Origin of the sequence: Candidatus Methanoperedens nitratireducens (genome assembly GCF_900196725.1) — an archaeon.
In the GTDB taxonomy this organism is placed as follows: Archaea; Halobacteriota; Methanosarcinia; order Methanosarcinales; family Methanoperedenaceae; genus Methanoperedens; species Methanoperedens nitroreducens_A.
Map to the genome: position 1 here is coordinate 16,517 of NZ_FZMP01000182.1, position 15,164 is coordinate 31,680.

The 15,164-nt window shown below is 45.4% G+C and carries 22 protein-coding genes; 8 read left to right on the top strand and 14 right to left on the bottom strand.

Annotation, left to right across the window (positions count from 1 at the left end; genetic code table 11):
- Window positions 1-130: 130 nt before the first annotated feature.
- From MNV_RS11790 to MNV_RS11805, 4 genes are all read right to left on the bottom strand, one after another.
- Window positions 131-1,000, bottom strand: coding sequence for an ATP-grasp domain-containing protein (locus MNV_RS11790; protein ID WP_257000048.1), 870 nt, complete (start codon window positions 998-1,000; stop codon window positions 131-133).
- Window positions 1,001-1,147: 147 nt separating this feature from the next.
- On the bottom strand, window positions 1,148-1,726 hold the full coding sequence (locus tag MNV_RS11795; protein WP_179293962.1) for a DUF434 domain-containing protein: 579 nt from the start codon (window positions 1,724-1,726) through the stop codon (window positions 1,148-1,150).
- A 64-nt stretch (window positions 1,727-1,790) separates the two neighbouring features.
- Window positions 1,791-2,837, bottom strand: a complete 1,047-nt coding sequence (locus MNV_RS11800) for an mRNA surveillance protein pelota (RefSeq protein ID WP_096206161.1) — start codon at window positions 2,835-2,837, stop codon at window positions 1,791-1,793.
- A gap of 3 nt (window positions 2,838-2,840) precedes the next feature.
- Entirely contained in the window at window positions 2,841-3,404 is a 564-nt protein-coding gene (locus tag MNV_RS11805) for an S-layer protein domain-containing protein (protein WP_096206162.1), read from the bottom strand.
- 16 nt (window positions 3,405-3,420) lie between these two features.
- On the opposite strand from MNV_RS11805, the gene MNV_RS11810 reads away from it, so the two are divergent.
- Both MNV_RS11810 and MNV_RS11815 read left to right on the top strand, forming a co-directional pair.
- On the top strand, window positions 3,421-3,684 hold the full coding sequence (locus MNV_RS11810; protein ID WP_096206163.1) for a hypothetical protein: 264 nt from the start codon (window positions 3,421-3,423) through the stop codon (window positions 3,682-3,684).
- 45 nt (window positions 3,685-3,729) lie between these two features.
- Window positions 3,730-3,954: a hypothetical protein gene (locus MNV_RS11815; protein ID WP_096206164.1), complete on the top strand. Its 225-nt coding sequence runs from the start codon at window positions 3,730-3,732 to the stop codon at window positions 3,952-3,954.
- Between the two features lie 329 nt (window positions 3,955-4,283).
- Here MNV_RS11815 and MNV_RS11820 read toward each other — a convergent pair whose 3' ends face one another.
- On the bottom strand, window positions 4,284-4,814 hold the full coding sequence (locus tag MNV_RS11820) for a hypothetical protein (protein ID WP_096206165.1): 531 nt from the start codon (window positions 4,812-4,814) through the stop codon (window positions 4,284-4,286).
- 622 nt (window positions 4,815-5,436) lie between these two features.
- Here MNV_RS11820 and purH point away from each other — a divergent pair.
- On the top strand, window positions 5,437-7,044 hold the full coding sequence (gene purH, locus MNV_RS11825; RefSeq protein WP_096206166.1) for a bifunctional phosphoribosylaminoimidazolecarboxamide formyltransferase/IMP cyclohydrolase: 1,608 nt from the start codon (window positions 5,437-5,439) through the stop codon (window positions 7,042-7,044).
- 157 nt (window positions 7,045-7,201) lie between these two features.
- Window positions 7,202-7,480 carry a DNA-binding protein Alba gene (albA, locus tag MNV_RS11830; RefSeq protein WP_096206167.1) on the top strand — a complete coding sequence of 93 codons (279 nt, stop codon included), beginning with the start codon at window positions 7,202-7,204 and terminating at the stop codon, window positions 7,478-7,480.
- A gap of 62 nt (window positions 7,481-7,542) precedes the next feature.
- On the opposite strand, the gene MNV_RS11835 is transcribed toward albA, so the two are convergent.
- Window positions 7,543-7,830: a GYD domain-containing protein gene (locus MNV_RS11835; RefSeq protein ID WP_179293963.1), complete on the bottom strand. Its 288-nt coding sequence runs from the start codon at window positions 7,828-7,830 to the stop codon at window positions 7,543-7,545.
- 164 nt (window positions 7,831-7,994) lie between these two features.
- Between MNV_RS11835 and MNV_RS11840 the strand changes: the two genes are divergently transcribed.
- The gene (locus tag MNV_RS11840) at window positions 7,995-8,609 is read left to right on the top strand and encodes a lactate utilization protein (protein WP_096206168.1); all 615 of its coding nucleotides are present in this window, start codon (window positions 7,995-7,997) and stop codon (window positions 8,607-8,609) included.
- 17 nt (window positions 8,610-8,626) lie between these two features.
- On the opposite strand, the gene MNV_RS11845 is transcribed toward MNV_RS11840, so the two are convergent.
- Both MNV_RS11845 and MNV_RS11850 read right to left on the bottom strand, forming a co-directional pair.
- Window positions 8,627-9,016, bottom strand: coding sequence for a CoA-binding protein (locus tag MNV_RS11845; RefSeq protein ID WP_096206169.1), 390 nt, complete (start codon window positions 9,014-9,016; stop codon window positions 8,627-8,629).
- Window positions 9,017-9,038: 22 nt separating this feature from the next.
- Entirely contained in the window at window positions 9,039-9,164 is a 126-nt protein-coding gene (locus MNV_RS11850) for a CcmD family protein (RefSeq protein WP_096206170.1), read from the bottom strand.
- Window positions 9,165-9,230: 66 nt separating this feature from the next.
- Here MNV_RS11850 and ahbD point away from each other — a divergent pair, with 66 nt between their 5' ends.
- Window positions 9,231-10,283, top strand: a complete 1,053-nt coding sequence (gene ahbD / locus MNV_RS11855) for a heme b synthase (RefSeq protein WP_096206177.1) — start codon at window positions 9,231-9,233, stop codon at window positions 10,281-10,283.
- The gene (gene ahbA, locus MNV_RS11860; RefSeq protein ID WP_096206171.1) at window positions 10,280-10,735 is read left to right on the top strand and encodes a siroheme decarboxylase subunit alpha; all 456 of its coding nucleotides are present in this window, start codon (window positions 10,280-10,282) and stop codon (window positions 10,733-10,735) included. Before ahbD ends, ahbA begins: the two co-directional genes overlap by 4 nt.
- 44 nt (window positions 10,736-10,779) lie before the next feature.
- Here ahbA and MNV_RS19715 read toward each other — a convergent pair whose 3' ends face one another.
- From MNV_RS19715 to MNV_RS20800, 3 genes are read right to left on the bottom strand one after another with little or no spacing between them, the layout of a single operon-like run.
- On the bottom strand, window positions 10,780-10,941 hold the full coding sequence (locus tag MNV_RS19715) for a hypothetical protein (RefSeq protein WP_179293964.1): 162 nt from the start codon (window positions 10,939-10,941) through the stop codon (window positions 10,780-10,782).
- Window positions 10,931-11,080: a hypothetical protein gene (locus tag MNV_RS19720; RefSeq protein WP_179293965.1), complete on the bottom strand. Its 150-nt coding sequence runs from the start codon at window positions 11,078-11,080 to the stop codon at window positions 10,931-10,933. Before MNV_RS19720 ends, MNV_RS19715 begins: the two co-directional genes overlap by 11 nt.
- Window positions 11,068-11,202, bottom strand: a complete 135-nt coding sequence (locus MNV_RS20800; protein ID WP_257000044.1) for a hypothetical protein — start codon at window positions 11,200-11,202, stop codon at window positions 11,068-11,070. Before MNV_RS20800 ends, MNV_RS19720 begins: the two co-directional genes overlap by 13 nt.
- 104 nt (window positions 11,203-11,306) lie before the next feature.
- Between MNV_RS20800 and MNV_RS11865 the strand changes: the two genes are divergently transcribed.
- Window positions 11,307-12,461, top strand: coding sequence for a formate--phosphoribosylaminoimidazolecarboxamide ligase family protein (locus MNV_RS11865; RefSeq protein ID WP_096206172.1), 1,155 nt, complete (start codon window positions 11,307-11,309; stop codon window positions 12,459-12,461).
- 102 nt (window positions 12,462-12,563) lie between these two features.
- On the opposite strand, the gene MNV_RS11870 is transcribed toward MNV_RS11865, so the two are convergent.
- Genes MNV_RS11870 through MNV_RS11880 form a run of 3 tightly spaced genes read right to left on the bottom strand, consistent with a single transcriptional unit; the run spans window position 12,564 to window position 14,769 of the window.
- A complete protein-coding gene (locus MNV_RS11870) occupies window positions 12,564-12,833 on the bottom strand; it encodes a DUF1894 domain-containing protein (protein ID WP_096206173.1) in 270 nt (89 codons plus the stop codon).
- On the bottom strand, window positions 12,812-13,264 hold the full coding sequence (locus MNV_RS11875; protein ID WP_096206174.1) for a DUF1890 domain-containing protein: 453 nt from the start codon (window positions 13,262-13,264) through the stop codon (window positions 12,812-12,814). The genes MNV_RS11870 and MNV_RS11875 overlap by 22 nt, the downstream gene beginning before the upstream one ends.
- Window positions 13,261-14,769, bottom strand: a complete 1,509-nt coding sequence (locus MNV_RS11880) for a methanogenesis marker 14 protein (RefSeq protein WP_257000046.1) — start codon at window positions 14,767-14,769, stop codon at window positions 13,261-13,263. Before MNV_RS11880 ends, MNV_RS11875 begins: the two co-directional genes overlap by 4 nt.
- Window positions 14,770-15,164 lie beyond the last annotated feature (395 nt).

A 15,164-nucleotide genomic window follows, 5' to 3' on the forward strand; every position in this document is an offset into this window, starting at 1 on the left:
AGTGATAGTTCCTAATGGCAGATATGACAGATATATCCTATTGAATGCCTTTAACTTGCTTAAGATCTGGCATAACAGCATAAATCTTTCAAAGCAAAGGATCTCATAACTGATTTTTTTTTCAAGAATTTTAAGATAATAGATATTGCACGATTTCCAGTGTCACATCAACACCGCATGCCTCAAAAATCCCTTTACCTGATGGCGTTCCATTAATCTCAATAACATAATCCTTATCACCTTCGATAATATCCACGCCTGCATAGACCGTGCCGATAACCTGCGCAGCCTTAAGACCCAGCCTTTTCTGTTCATCGGTCAACACGCAGGATTTCGCGCAGCCTCCCTGGCTGAGGTTATTTATCCATCCACCCGCAGGAGCGATCCTGTATATCGACCCCACGACCTTTTTATTTACGACAAACACCCTGATATCCCTGCCGGGATTGGGTATGAATTCCTGCAAGTATATTATGCCGTTCTTTTCCAGCAGTTCTTTAAGTTTCCTGTTTCCACTGGCGTTGTTCTTTACACATTCCACCCCAATCCCTTTATACCCGAACACAGGCTTCACCACAGCGCGCCCGAAAGAAGAGAGTGCTTCCACAGCCTCATCAAGTTCGCTGGTCACTACAGTCTCAGGCGTGGCGATGCCATTTCTCTGGAAAAGATAACTTGAAACATGCTTGTTCGCAGCCCGCGCTATTGCTTCGGGCGGGTTGATGATCCTGACCCCAAGCTCTTTGAGCTGGCAGAGGATATCGAACCTGAGCGCTGCATCATTCTGTGCTGCAGGTCCAAGGTCGCGGACAACGATGGCATCAAGCTCTGTAAGGTCGATCTTGCCGGCGTACATTTTACCCGACGGGATATCCGAGGTTGCGCTGCTGAAGTTGAATTGTACGGGCTGCATGCCGTAATCCCTGACCGCGTTGTAGAGGGCTATGCCAGTCCAGTCAGTGGGGTCTGTTACTGCTATGCCTATTTTTTCATATAAAATCTTGCGTCAACCTTTGCGTCAACCTTTGCGTCAATCTATTTGAGAACATAATATATCGCTTTACCTGAGCCTTTTAACTCTATCAGGCTTAGTTCAATTAGTTTGTTTATCTCCTTATGTGCAGCTTGACGGGATATTTTAAACATTTTATATCTCCTTTATAATTCCTGCCTCCAGATGCCTGAATCTGGACACTATGCATGAGAGGAAGTTCACCACATTCTCAGCCTCATCAATAATCACACCATCACTTGATGCAACAATGTATTTGGAACTTTTCAAATCATAATCCACATGCTTTGACGTCCTTGCATCCCCTTTTAACCCGAAATCGCTGATTTTTCCCCGCAAAGTCCCGGCAAGCAGACCGCTTTCGCTAATCTGTGAATCCAGGAGAAAGCAAACATATGAAGGGTTATTTTCTTTTAAGAACTGTAGTATCAACTCAATTGCAGTTTCAGTGTTCTCAGAAACCTTATAATTCCTGGAAACACCTTTAATATCTCTTATCACACCGTCATCGCATATATAAGCCTTTTTATCGAGGATACTTTCCAGCCCGATGATTATGTTATACCCATCGATTATAATACTGTTCCCTTCAATCTTATCACACGCCAGGAATTTTGCTCTCCTTTTCTCGGAAACCTCATGCGAAAGAACAGTCCTTGAAAGAAGATATCTTGATTCTTTATCAAGCCTGTAATGAGCACAAACAAATCCCACCACCCCTTTTGCGGATAGCCGCGGTCAAGCAGGTACCTGACATCAGACGCAGCCATCTTAAAACTCACGGCGCCACCTTAAAGCGAAGAAGCGCAGCTATCCCGCCCAGGGATTCAAGTTTCTTTCCGGGTTCGAACTCGGTGCTGAATACCACTATCTTCCCCTGCGACTGCTCGACCTTTTTCAGGAAATAATCGATGGAGTTGCTTTCCCGCGAGGTACGCAGCAGCTCATCCGTTATCAGCAGGATATCGATGGCTCCGAAGCCCTGCGCATTTTTGACATCAGCCATGCCGTAGGCAGCTTTGCCGTTTGTTGAGATCTCTTTCATCAGCTCTTCGATGAGATTTGACTCCCTTCCTATCCTGGATTCCTGCATTATCCTGTCTACGGCGCCGCGCCGCAGGACTTCCTGGAAGCCTGAAACCCCGATGGAGGAAGTATCTTCAAGGACTATTTTCTTTGCAAGCTCTGCATCCCTTGCCTTCAGGAAGTCGAGGAAATCCTCTTTTGTGAAACCGGGACCTGCGAGGATTACAGCCTCGACTTTCTCGGAAGCCCATTTCAACTGGGATGCAAGCTCTCCGAAGAACTCATTTCTTCTGTTGCCCTCACCCTTCCCGAGAGACTGCCGGAGGCATGAGGTCTCCTCTATCCCGAACTGCCTTACCACACCTATGCACGCTTCTCCTTCCTCTATTGTGGCTATTATCACTCTCGGGCGCTTTGAGGCTATTACCGCTTCTTCTATTCGTTCGAACTGGTCGTTTTTCCAATTCTTGACAATTGAAAGATTCGTTCCCTCTTCGATATTCAGTGTATGATATGCCCCGGCATCAATGCCGTCAGTTATTATGCCATGTATGCGCAGGCGGTTTGCGAACCTGTGGAATTCGACTTTCTCTACTTTTATTCCAAGGCGGACGGTTTTTTTATCTGCTTTTTCAGGCCGTAGTTTATCGGTGGCGCCTTCTATTCTCCTTTTGGTGAAAGCATATACGATGTCTCCGGGCTCGATTATATACTTCAGATGCCACAGGTCGTCCAGGGATTCGGTAACAAGTGATATCTCACCTTCATTAAACCTGAGTTCCTTTTTTAACACTCTCATAGATCACCATAATTTTCGCACGATATAGAAAAGGGCCAGGACTAACAAAACTCCCAGCGCCCAGATGACTGGCTCCTGCGGTGTGTGTATCCTGGGGAACGAGATGTTATTATCGGGATTTCTTGTTTGCACAGGCACTATTTCGGTCCGGACCGGCACAGGCATATCGGGGTCAATGTACTGATATAAATAAAGCGAAACAAGGCTTTGCTCAGACGAGCCTGAGTATATATTATCTACTTTGACGGATAATATTGTTTTATTAGTTTTATTATATATAAAATAGTGATAGCTGCGCACAACATCGCTTTTTACCGTTTGCTCCTTCTGAGTTAACTGCAGCCAGACCGAACCATCGCTGCTGACGCTCTTCAGGTTCAGGATATACCCCTGGTACAGCCCGTAAGAATCACCTGTTGCAAGATAGATATGAGTCCCGTTCAGTAAGGTGCTGTTGGCTGCTGTAGCGGTTGTTATTAAAATGGGGACTAAAAGTAAAGATATAACCAGTCTCCTCTTCAACATATTATTTGCAATGAGTGTGTACACAGGCTTATATATATCCATTGCATCTCAAAGGTTTATGGCAATTTCGGTCAGGCTGTGTTCAGGTAGAACTGCGTTTGAAGTCAGTACCAATACTAAAATAGACCTGATCAAAGCCAGCAGCATAGTCCAGGCTAAAATTGCGACAAAACATCTCATGCTTTTGAATTATAACGGCGTTGAGATATCAATGTATCCAAGCGGACGGATGATAATCAAAGCGCAGAGTAAAGAAGAATCACTCGATATAGCCCGGAACCTGCTGACCAGGCTCGGCCTGCATGAAGCAGGGAATAATTAACCACAAACATAATAAAACATTAAAACGTTATAATATTGTGGACCTATGAAGAGCTATCTTATAGTATGGTTTAACAGTGAAGGAGGAAAGCCGTCCGAGATCAACCAGCGCCTTATGTCTCTGGGATTTAAGCCTCTCCAGGGGACGCATGATTACGTTTATGAATGGAGAAAGAACGTGGAGGTAGATGAAATCCTGAGCTTTGGCGATAAAGTTAAGATGACGCTTCAGGGTTTGAACGTGATGTTCAAGCTTGAAACTATCAGTTGATTGTTACCATATGTTTTATCAGGTATGTTATCGAAAACTATTAATCATGATAAAACAACATAATTGTTTACCTTGTACACATGTATAAGGTGCACGCTACGATGAACTAGCAGAGGATTAACAGGAAAACCGTAAAATAATCAGACTTCCATGGCGTAAATGCCTCTTGACCATTCAAGGTCTTTAAGGAAGAACGGTTTAACCGGGTCTCTCTTCCGTATGGAGTGCTTGAAAGAGAGCGCATAAGCGCAATTTACAGCGAAGATGATACTTGATAAGTGTTGCGAGGGTGCTGTAAGCCCGAAAGGGTCAGTTCATCAACCCGAACATTATTTTACTGAAGCATACTCTAAATTCATGAGCGGATTGCTTTCATCTTTAAACTTGTACTCCCGCTGATTATGGTTCCCTTTTCGCTCAAGTATATTATCCCGGTACATCCTTGCCAGGTACGTGGATACTGTGGAGAGACTGATCTTCCCGTAAACGCTCTCATACTGCCTTTTTACATCGAGTGATGTAAACCATACCCTGGGATACTCAAAGCGTAAAAACATCTCTAACCGTTCCTTCAGTGTGAGCGACTCGCTGCTGAATTCGCCGGTTTCGGAAGAGGCGGAAGGCTCCGGGGCGACCGGCCTGGTTTTAGTCGCAGACAGTATGAACTTTGTCGCTGACATATTCCAGAACTCTCCCTCGAATTCAGCAAATGCCTTCGTTCCATCGTCTTTTTGTAAGTATACCTGGACTTCGTCAGCTTCTATCGAGTTAAGGTATGTTACTGCCAGTTCGGCTGAATCGGGTCCCTTGTAACTTATGCTGCCTGCATTTTTTCCGTCGAGTTCAAGCCGTATTTTCATATGCCTCAAAGATTGGAAACGCTGTCCGCTCACAGGAGCGAACAGCGGCGCATTCGGAATCCCCTCCGATGCCTCCTTCTTAGGTGAAATATTTTTGTGAACGCCGAGATAACTAAATGAAATTGATTCTATTTAAGCTTTTCACTGGAAATACAGGTTATTATCAGTTCTAAACTGTGAAGACTCATTAATTACTTGTATTTTCAAAATATGACCCTTTTCCATTGTTTAAATTGATTAGCCTTGATATGATGCCCGGATTGTCCCAAAAACCTCCGTAATTGTCAGGATGGTTTTTCCAGTGGAAACAAAGGGGTAGCCTTTTTTTGAGTTTACCACAGTTGTTCACAGTTTATTACAGGAAAAAAGCGATACAGGATTATATAGTTGCTAAACACATCTGTGCTAGCCTTAATTTCCACTAACCTGCCGGGATAAAAATGACACTTATAATAGTATGGTCTGCCTGAGAATACTGTAACATTTTACAATGGCAGTATGTGTTTCTTGATAAGGCTGCTCAGAGATTAAGAATCTATACAGGTTTTGGAATAACTATGCACAACATAACACTTAGAAAAGCTTATAACTTCCTTTTTCCATTCACGTTAGGTGATGCGCTCTGCAAAAGAAAGCTTTAATAAGCGTTTCTGATAAAAATGGCATAGTTGATTTTGCAAATGGGCTTATCAGGCTCGGTTTTGACATAATCTCTACCGGTGGAACGTCGCGAATTTTAAAAAACGCAGGTATAAAAGTAACAGATGTATCCGAAATTACAGGTTTCCCAGAGATGATGGATGGAAGAGTAAAAACGCTCCATCCCAAGATACATGGTGCTATACTTGCACTGCGGGACAATCCGGTCCATATAGACGAAGCAAGAAGGGAAGGCATAGGTTTTATAGACCTGGTAATCGTGAACCTGTATCCTTTTGAGAAAACAGTTGCACAGGAAAGCGCCAGCTTGGACGTGGCTGTCGAAAATATAGACATCGGCGGACCAGCTCTTGTGAGGGCTGCTGCCAAGAATTACAGACACGTCGCTGTTGTAACAGACCCGCAGGATTATCCTGCTGTCCTGAATGAGCTTGAGAACGGCGAGGTCAGCCCGGGAACCAGGGAACGCCTCGCTGTAAAGGCATTCCGGAGAATAGCGGATTACGATTGCGCTATTGATAAATACCTGAGCAAGAGGCTGGCAGATGAAGATATCCTGCGCCTGAAGTTCGTTGAAGGCAGGACTCTACGCTACGGGGAGAACTGGCACCAGAGCGCAAAATTCTATAAAGAGCCGGATGTTACGGAACCCAGTATTGCGAATGCAAAACAGCTTCACGGGAAGGCCCTGTCCTATAACAATTACGTGGACGCTGAGAGTGCCCTGAACGTGACGCTTGAATTTAAAGACAAAATCGCAGTAGCAGTAGTGAAACACTGCAACCCGTGCGGATTAGCGACCGGAAAGACTCTGGCTGAGTCACTCTCCAAAGCGTGGGACGGTGACCCTGTATCATCATTTGGCAGTATAATCTGCATGACGCAGAAACCGGACCTTGAGACGCTTGAATTCCTGAAAGGCAAATTCGTTGAACTGATAATCGCGCCTGGCTACGATGATGATGCACTTCTTTTCCTGAAGAACAAGAGTAAAGACCTGCGCATCCTTGAATTGCCCATGGGCAACGGTGTCCAGCTTGAGAATACGTACCGCTATATCGTTGGCGGCATGCTTATGCAGTCAAGGAACAGGGGATTGTACGAGAAATGGAATGTTGTCACTGAACATCCTTTTCCTGAGGAGAAGCGGGGGCTGGCTGAGTTCGCCCTGACCGCATGCAAGTATACAAAATCAAACGCCGTCGTCATCGCGCGTGAGTATGAAAAAGGATTATACCAGATACTCAGCATTGGCGCAGGCCAGCCTAACAGGGTTGATGCAATACGGAAACTTGCAGCCACAAAAGCTGTAGAGAATCTGAAGCTGTTATATGAGCAGGAAAAGCCTGAGGTCAGCGAGAATGAATTTATTAAACAGGTTTTGAGCGAATGCGTTTTGGCGAGTGATGCATTCTTCCCATTTGATGACAGCATCGTTTACTCGGCAGAGAATTACATCAGGTACATCGTATCCCCAGGCGGTTCTATACGGGATAAAGAAGTGATAGCGGCAGCGAACAGGCTCGGGGTTTCACTCGTGTTCACAGGAATGAGGCATTTCCTTCATTAGAACGAACGGACAAATTTGATCGTATATTTGATCGTATATTTGATCGTATAAGCGATGCAGCTAGCATGATTATTAAATTAATATAGACATAAATTTTAGTTAAATATATGTAGAATCATTGTAATTCTTCATACGGTAATCGAAAGGAGGCAACAATATGGCAGATAACAACGTAGTGTATATCGGGAACAAACCAGTGATGAACTATGTTCTTGCTGTGGTCAAGGAATTCAACAATGGCGCAAAAGAAGTTACCGTAAAAGCAAGAGGGAGGGCAATATCAAGAGCTGTAGATGCTGTAGAAGTCTCAAAGAACAGGTTCGTAACGGATACTATAATTAATAACATCAAGATAGGTACTGAAAAAATGGTCTCAGAAAATGGAGAGTCCAATGTCTCCATCATTGAGATCGTGATGGCTAAATCGCCCACTTAAAATCAACATACAGTACCTTTATTTCAGGCAGTTAAAATATGCCTGAGCTTCTGCTTTGTCAGTTATTGACTGAGAGTTTCGATGAACTCGTTCACAGGGATAGCTCTGTAGGTCGCAGTCCTGACGCTGCCGCGGGATAAGTATTCGACAACAGCTTTGAAAATCGTATTCTCATCGCGTGCTTCCACTATTGTCATGAAGTCAAAATTTCCCAGGACAACGTACTGCTCAAGTACTTCTATTCCCATTTCCCTGAGCTCGGCATTAACTTCCTTAACCCTGTTCGGGTTCTTTTTAAGGGTCTTTGCACCTTCATCTGTCAACTTAGATGTTATTATATATCTTGCCATAATTATACCTCCAATTCCCATATTAAATTAGAGACTTCCTTGTATATAGACTTTGGGACATGCCTCAGGGCAAGACCGACGGGTACATATTTTCAATGCGCTGATGCTCCTGGAACGCAAACTATAACTGTTAAGCAGCCTCCATAAAAATAATTGAGGTTATTATGAAGTACGATACTTTAGCATCAAAAGAAGCAGTTAACAAAGTAATGGAAGTAGTGAAACCCCGTGGCATCGATCCTGAGTTCGTAAATACGAAAGAAGAGGCACTTCAGAGATTAAAGAAATTGATCCCTTCAGGCGCCCAGGTCATGACGGGCAGTTCAAGAACACTTGAGGAGATTGGTTTTGTTGATCTTTTGAAATCAAAAGAACATCCATGGAAAAATTGGAAAGATATAATTTTAGCAGAAAAAGATGAAGCTAAACAAATGGAGCTTCGCAGAAAAAGCGTCTCATCAGAATACTTCCTGGGGAGCGTCCACGCAATTGCAGAAACCGGAGAAGCGGTCATTGCCAGCAATACCGGCAGCCAGCTTCCTTCCTACGCATATACGAGTAAAAATGTGATATGGGTTGTCGGGACGCAAAAAATCGTGCCAGCACTTGAAGATGCAATAAAACGCGTGAGAGAGCACGTTTTTCCACTCGAAGATAATAGAATGAAAAGTTTAGGTTATCCGGGAAGCAATATAAGCAAACTTTTGATATTCCAGAAAGAAATAAATCCCGGCAGGAAAATTACACTTCTTCTGGTAAATGAGAAATTGGGATTTTAATATATAACGAAGGGAGGCTACAGTTTCAGTCTCCTGTATTCTATTTTCATGCATTTGTCCATCACAACTTCAATCCCCGCCGCCCTGGCTTTTGCCGCTGCCTCTTCGTTCACGATACCCTGCTGCATCCATATGGCATTTGGCTTAATAGCGATAGCTTCATCCACTATTGGCGGAACAGCCTCAGGACGCCTGAAGATATCTACAACGTCCACTTTTTCAGGTATCGATTTAAGGTCCGGGTAACTTTTTTTCCCTTTCCACTCTGCCAGTTTGGGATTGACAGGTATGATATTATACCCGTGCTTTTCCAGAAAGCTTGCCACATCATAGCTTGGGCGCTCGGGATTATCCGAGATGCCCACAACAGCGATGTTCTTATAGCTCAAAATCGTCTCTATGCTCATATAACTCCCCCGGGTCTATGTTCTATATGCCTTTTAAAACCTTATGTTCGTTATCCAGTGCCTTTCGCAGTCGGATCAGGTTTAAGATATATCCGATCAGCACTACCCACACGATAGTAAATGCTGCGTATAAGTAAGTCATACTCATAGCAGCTATTCTATCTTTTTATTACATAAAGGTTATGAACTTAAAAAATAATCCGTGATTCTAGTGATAGAAACTAAAATAAAATCCCCAAGACTCGTTGCATGGGAACTGACGAACGCCTGCAACCTTGCATGTATCCACTGCAGAGCCTCTGCAATTAAAGACCCTGCTCCCGATGAGCTATCCACGGCGCAAGCAAAGCATTTCGTGGATGAACTGGTAGAGTACAAACCCATTATAATCCTCACAGGCGGGGAGCCTCTTCTTCGCGCCGATGTGTACGATATTGCACGCTATGCTTCAGGGCATGGTCTGCGGGTGGTGCTCGCAACGAACGGAACGTTGCTTACGCCCGAAATTGCCCGGAAATTAAAGGATGCAGGAATTCAGCGGGTGAGCATAAGCATCGACGGAGCTAAAGAAGAGACGCATGATACTTTCAGGGGAGAGCCAGGCGCATTTAATGGCGCTATGCGCGGGATCGATATCTTGGAAAAAGAAGGGATTAGTTTCCAGATAAATACCACGATCACAAAAAGGAATCTCACGGAAATCCCGGGGATTTACGACCTCGCTCTTGAACTTGGAGCCTCTGCGCTCCATATCTTCCTCCTGGTCCCGACTGGCAGGGGTGAGGAGATAGAGTCCGAGGAAATCCCGCCGCAGGAGTACGAGCGCGTGCTTAACTGGTTCTACGACAAGAGCAAGGGCTCGCGTATCCAGCTAAAAGCAACATGCGCCCCGCATTACTTCAGGATAATGCGCCAGCGCGCAAAGGCTGAAGGGATAAAGATAACAAGGGAAACGCACGGGCTTGAGGCGATGACAAAAGGCTGTCTCGGCGGCTCTGGTTTCTGTTTCGTATCTAGCAGGGGCGATGTTTATCCCTGCGGATATCTCCCTGCGCTTGCAGGCAATATACGGCAGCGCCCGTTCAGGATGATATGGGAAAAATCGAAGGTGTTCAACGACCTGCGCAACCCTGCAATGCTAAAAGGAAAATGCGGCGCCTGCGAATACCGCATGGTATGCGGGGGATGCAGGGCGCGCGCGTACGCGGCTACCGGAGATTATCTGGATGAAGAGCCCTACTGTGTTTATGTGCCGGTGAGAGCATGATATCATTGGATGATACTGATAAAAAGATATTAAATGTCCTTCAGCTTGATTTCCCGCTAGTGCACCGACCGTTCGATGAACTGGCTAAGAGCCTGGGCTTAAAGGAAGAAGAGGTGCTCAGGCGCATCAAAAGGCTCCAGGAAGAGGGAGCTATCAGGCGCATCGGTCCGATCATCAGCACAAAGAAAACGGGAGGCACGAGCACACTTGTGGCGATGAAAGTGCCCGATGAGCGGATAGAGGAGGCTGCAGAGTTCATAAACCGGTACGACGAGGTGTCGCATAATTATCTGCGCCCTGCGGATTATAATATCTGGTTCACGCTTTCGGCCAAGAGCGAGGAGAGGATGCAGGGGATATTGAAAGAGATCGCTGAGAAAACGGGGTGCGAGGTCAGGAGTTTGCCTACGAAGAGGCTGTTTAAGATCGGGGTGAAGTTTAATATAAAATAAATGCCGGCGTTCGGAGCGTTCTTGCTAAAATTAAAATAATAATTTTATATTTTGATTAAATCCGTCTCCAAATCTTCTTCCTTCATTCTTTTCTTAAGATATTCCCTGTCTAATTTGTCTGAATAAACCCCGATAAGTACCTGCGCCTGCTCACAATCATATTGAGATCTCCAGTGTTTGCAGGCGTTCAGTCTGTCAACTATCAAAATCTATATCCAGACTTTTGCAAGTGCCTCTTGTGTAAAATTCTACTGCACTTCCCCCAACTAAGATCGTTTTCTTTTTTTCAGGGAGTTTTTCGCTAACTTCCGCTAAAATCCTGAATTTACTGCTCAATTCTCCCAAGGCAAAACCTCTTTTATTTTATTTCCTTCAAAAATAACTCCTTCTGCCACCCTGAGCTTCGCTATCTCTATGAACATCTTCACTTTTTCCGGAGCCCTTGGTTTTGTCCTGATAGCAGCCATAAATTAATAATATAAAATTATTGCAAAGAGGTATAAGTATTTCGTTAGCTTGAATCATATTCCAATATCGCAACCTTTTAGGCTTATAAAACCTACAAGAGCTTATGATCGAGCCAGAGGAAATTAGCGAAGTGTTATCCGAATACGACCTGAGCAAAACCACAATAGGCGTTCTTGCATCCCATTCCGCGCTTGATGTATGCGACGGGGCTGTTGAAGAAGGTTTCAGGACGTATGCCGTATGCGAGAAAGGGCGCGAGAAGACATATACTGAATATTTCAAGGCACAGAGAAATAATGGAAAACTAATTCGCGGCGTTGTGGATAATGCAGATGTTTATAACAAGTTCAACGAAATCTTAAAACCTGAGAACCAGCAGAAGTTGCGGGATGACAACGCGATTTTCATCCCGAACCGCTCATTCACATCCTATTGCTCGATAGACAATATAGAAAATGATTTCAAAGTCCCGATGTTCGGAAGCCGCAACCTCCTCCGCAGTGAAGAGCGGGGTATCAAGCGGGATTACTACTGGCTGCTTGAAAAGGCTGGTCTTCCATATCCGGAAAAGATCAAAAAACCCGAGGACATAGACAGCCTTGTAATGGTAAAACTCCCCCATGCGGTAAAGAAACTTGAGCGCGGGTTCTTTACAGCCGCTTCATATGCCGAGTTCAAGCAAAAATCAGAAGCCCTCCTGAAGCAGGGGGTTATCACGCGCGATGCGCTTGCAGAGGCAAGGATAGAGAGGTACATAATCGGACCTGTCTTTAATCTGGACATGTTCTATTCGCCCATAGAAGAGGAGATGAGCAAGATTGAACTTCTCGGCATCGACTGGCGGTTCGAGACGAGCCTGGACGGTCATGTGCGCTTGCCTGCGCCCCAGCAGATGACGCTGAACGAGCGCCAGATCACGCCTGAGTACACCGTATGCGGTCATAATTCTGCCACGCTGCGTGAATCCTTGCTGGGGGATGTGTTCGAGCTTGCTGAAAAATACGTCAGGGCGACGCAAAAATACTACAAGCCCGGTATCATCGGACCTTTCTGCCTCCAGACATGCGTGGACAAAGACCTGAACTTCTATGTGTATGATGTGGCGCCGCGCGTGGGCGGGGGCACGAACGTGCATGTCTCGGTTGGGCATCCGTACGGCAATACCTTATGGCGCAAACCCATGAGCACGGGGCGGCGCGCTGCGATGGAGATACGGCGCGCGATCGAGCAGGAGAGGGTGGAAGAGATCGTGACATAAGATAAATGAGCCACAGAGGCACAGAGAGCTTTTTTCAAAATATTTCTCTGCGTCTCTGTGCCTCCGTGGCGATTGTTTTTATATATCACAAAATTTAGGACACTACCCCTTCCTCAACCTCCCCACTTCCTCCTTCCCCGGAATCCTCAGCACAAAGCACCCGTGGCACGGCTTAACGTACGGCATAATAACATCCTCGTTCTCCACAGCAATCGGGATTGGCGGCACTCCTATCAGATAATTATCAAATATCCTGTACCCCGCCTCTACATAATAAACTTCCCTGAAATTTTTCTTTATAAAATCCGCGCACTCCTTAAAAGAGCTGTTGGGAAGCAGTATCTCATAATTCATTTCGTCAATGCAGCCCATGACTTCACCCCGTCTATCTTTGCCCGAAGAGGCGTTGGATTATGCACGGCTTTTGCAGCGATGATATAAGAATCCCCGCTTTCTTTGATGAGCGGCTCGATATCTTTTCCGAAAATGACAGCTACTGTTTTCGCTTTTGAAAGGGATTTGACGGTAGCAAGATACGAAATGCCGCTATCGCTGTGAATGAACACGAAACACAGGTCAAAATCAGTTTTCTTCTCTGCAAGATTTGCTATACACCTGTCAAGGTCTATAGCTTTTTTGATGTAGTGTTTTTCCGGGTCAGAGTTAAGGAGCAGGCTTATGGCAGCATTGTTCCCAGCCGCAGTAACCTCAAACCCTTCGCGGTTCAGTTTATTTGCAATATACAGCGCCGCTGCTGTCTGGACAGGCAGTTCGGGGCATCCCATCATGAGAAGTGCATTCATTCCGGATTCCTCTCTTTTGATTTTTTGTAATATTCGATACGCTTACTTAGTACACAACCCCCGCCGCGAATGCCGCCTATCGGGTTTCCCGGCACTCCCATCGAGTTCATGCAGCGCGCCATCACCGCGGCACCACGCGCAAGCCCATCGTCCACGAACACTACATGGTCTTCAGGTTCTTTATAAATCCCAAGTTCCTTGACAGCTTTCAGTATCAGGTGCGGTTTGCAGCCCGTGATTGCAGCCCTCCCCGTCAATCCGATAGACGTTCTCTCAGTAATAAGATCGTTATCAATTCCCAGTTTTATAAGGCGCTCAACCATCATCGCCGAGACCAGATCAAGTGTAGCGAACATTGTCTTCAGACCGTGTTTTGAATATATTTCCGCGCCTGCATCGGTCAGTTCAGGCATAAGGCTTCCGTTAACCCCGACATCGCATCCGACAAGGGTAACGCCGATCTCTTTTGCCGCACTCGGGTCAACAGGCACGCTCCCGTACCTGTCCCTGTCCTCAGGCACTATCTCAATAGATATGCGGGAATGAATCGCATCAGCGTATTTCTTAATGGTGGAGCTTTTTGATAACCATATCATAACCTCTTTATTATTGCTGTAAAGGTCAAGAGCAGCGCCGTATCGTTTATCCACGAGCCCTGTGCCTTTTATCACAGCATCAGGTATTGCGCCTGCATAGCCGCACAGGTTGGCGATTGTCCTTGCATACGGAATATCACTATTAGTGATGCGCCCTTTCAGCGTGGTGCCAAAGTCCATTGAAAAAACAGGGTTCCTGTAATCCACGCCAGCCCATTTAGCCCCCTCCTTGATACCGGCTGTTGATAGCTCCCCTTCCATCTCATTTGCCACGATCTCCACGCCTGTTGAGCCGACAGGGGGAAGAACACCGCCAACCGCGCCTGTAAAAATCACCTTGTCGATAAGAGTATGGTCCCTGAATTTTAAGGGGACGTTCTCGATAGACATCGCAGGTACCATCTTCTTTGGGGGAATTCCTGCAAGAAGACAGCCGTCTGCGAGTGCTTTTATGAACTCCCCGACTTCATGGGGTGATGAGAAACCTGCGACAACACCTGTTGACCGCACAGCGAAATCAAGGTGAGTCCCGATATCCAGGTTGACAGTCTCGTGAGCTTCGATGAGCGTGTCGCGGACCAGTTCAGCTATCGATTCCCTTGTCAGCGATACGCCACTTAAGGTCGTGCCGAAAATCCTCTCATTGGGCTTGGGTTTCCTGACGTCGCGGGTCATCTTTACTGTCTTGTTCAAAAGCCTGGTGCGCCCGTCCTTCATGTTCGTGGCTGTCAGGATGCATTTTGTTGTGGTGTTTCCCACTTCGATGGATGCCACGATAAAGTAAGGTACGACCTCAGCCACCATTTTCGGGTCGCCTTTAAGTTCAACAGGACTGATGGGCTGGCTTTCGGCAATCCTTGGTTTGGGACTTAACATGCAGCCGAGTATTAATTTAACGGGGTTTTCCATATACATCTCCGGGTTTTGATAGACGTTGTCATAACCATACATTAACTTAAAAATTTAACTACTATGCAGTACTTCCGTAAGTAGTCATTCAGTTTAAAGTTTTTATTATAAAATTTGTTATTTGACCATATTTTCTGGAAAATATGGCTTGGTTCAGAGATAGTCTGGCGTATGTTTTATGGGATTTTCAATAAAAAATCGATAGCTTACGCCAATACCTTTGCCACCTCATTAGTAGGAATAAAATGAATTCTGAGATGCATCATACAGAATTCAATGTTCAACGTTTTCTCATTTCTGAATTGTTTAAATAGATGGTCTCGATAGATTTTTTTCTTCACTGTATGGAAAAACGGTGCCTGGCATATCATTCTTTACATTTTCTTTAATCAGCA

Excerpts from the sequence above, each read along its gene's own strand:
- MNV_RS11800 (WP_096206161.1), bottom strand. The coding sequence starts at position 2,837 with ATGAGAGTGTTAAAAAAGGAACTCAGGTTTAATGAAGGTGAGATATCA.
- MNV_RS11805 (WP_096206162.1), bottom strand. The coding sequence starts at position 3,404 with ATGGATATATATAAGCCTGTGTACACACTCATTGCAAATAATATGTTG.
- MNV_RS11810 (WP_096206163.1), top strand. The coding sequence starts at position 3,421 with ATGGCAATTTCGGTCAGGCTGTGTTCAGGTAGAACTGCGTTTGAAGTC.
- MNV_RS11815 (WP_096206164.1), top strand. The coding sequence starts at position 3,730 with ATGAAGAGCTATCTTATAGTATGGTTTAACAGTGAAGGAGGAAAGCCG.
- MNV_RS11820 (WP_096206165.1), bottom strand. The coding sequence starts at position 4,814 with ATGAAAATACGGCTTGAACTCGACGGAAAAAATGCAGGCAGCATAAGT.
- albA (WP_096206167.1), top strand. The coding sequence starts at position 7,202 with ATGGCAGATAACAACGTAGTGTATATCGGGAACAAACCAGTGATGAAC.
- MNV_RS11835 (WP_179293963.1), bottom strand. The coding sequence starts at position 7,830 with ATGGCAAGATATATAATAACATCTAAGTTGACAGATGAAGGTGCAAAG.
- MNV_RS11840 (WP_096206168.1), top strand. The coding sequence starts at position 7,995 with ATGAAGTACGATACTTTAGCATCAAAAGAAGCAGTTAACAAAGTAATG.
- MNV_RS11845 (WP_096206169.1), bottom strand. The coding sequence starts at position 9,016 with ATGAGCATAGAGACGATTTTGAGCTATAAGAACATCGCTGTTGTGGGC.
- MNV_RS11850 (WP_096206170.1), bottom strand. The coding sequence starts at position 9,164 with ATGAGTATGACTTACTTATACGCAGCATTTACTATCGTGTGGGTAGTG.
- ahbA (WP_096206171.1), top strand. The coding sequence starts at position 10,280 with ATGATATCATTGGATGATACTGATAAAAAGATATTAAATGTCCTTCAG.
- MNV_RS20800 (WP_257000044.1), bottom strand. The coding sequence starts at position 11,202 with ATGGCTGCTATCAGGACAAAACCAAGGGCTCCGGAAAAAGTGAAGATG.
- MNV_RS11865 (WP_096206172.1), top strand. The coding sequence starts at position 11,307 with ATGATCGAGCCAGAGGAAATTAGCGAAGTGTTATCCGAATACGACCTG.
- MNV_RS11870 (WP_096206173.1), bottom strand. The coding sequence starts at position 12,833 with ATGGGCTGCATTGACGAAATGAATTATGAGATACTGCTTCCCAACAGC.
- MNV_RS11875 (WP_096206174.1), bottom strand. The coding sequence starts at position 13,264 with ATGAATGCACTTCTCATGATGGGATGCCCCGAACTGCCTGTCCAGACA.
- MNV_RS11880 (WP_257000046.1), bottom strand. The coding sequence starts at position 14,769 with ATGGAAAACCCCGTTAAATTAATACTCGGCTGCATGTTAAGTCCCAAA.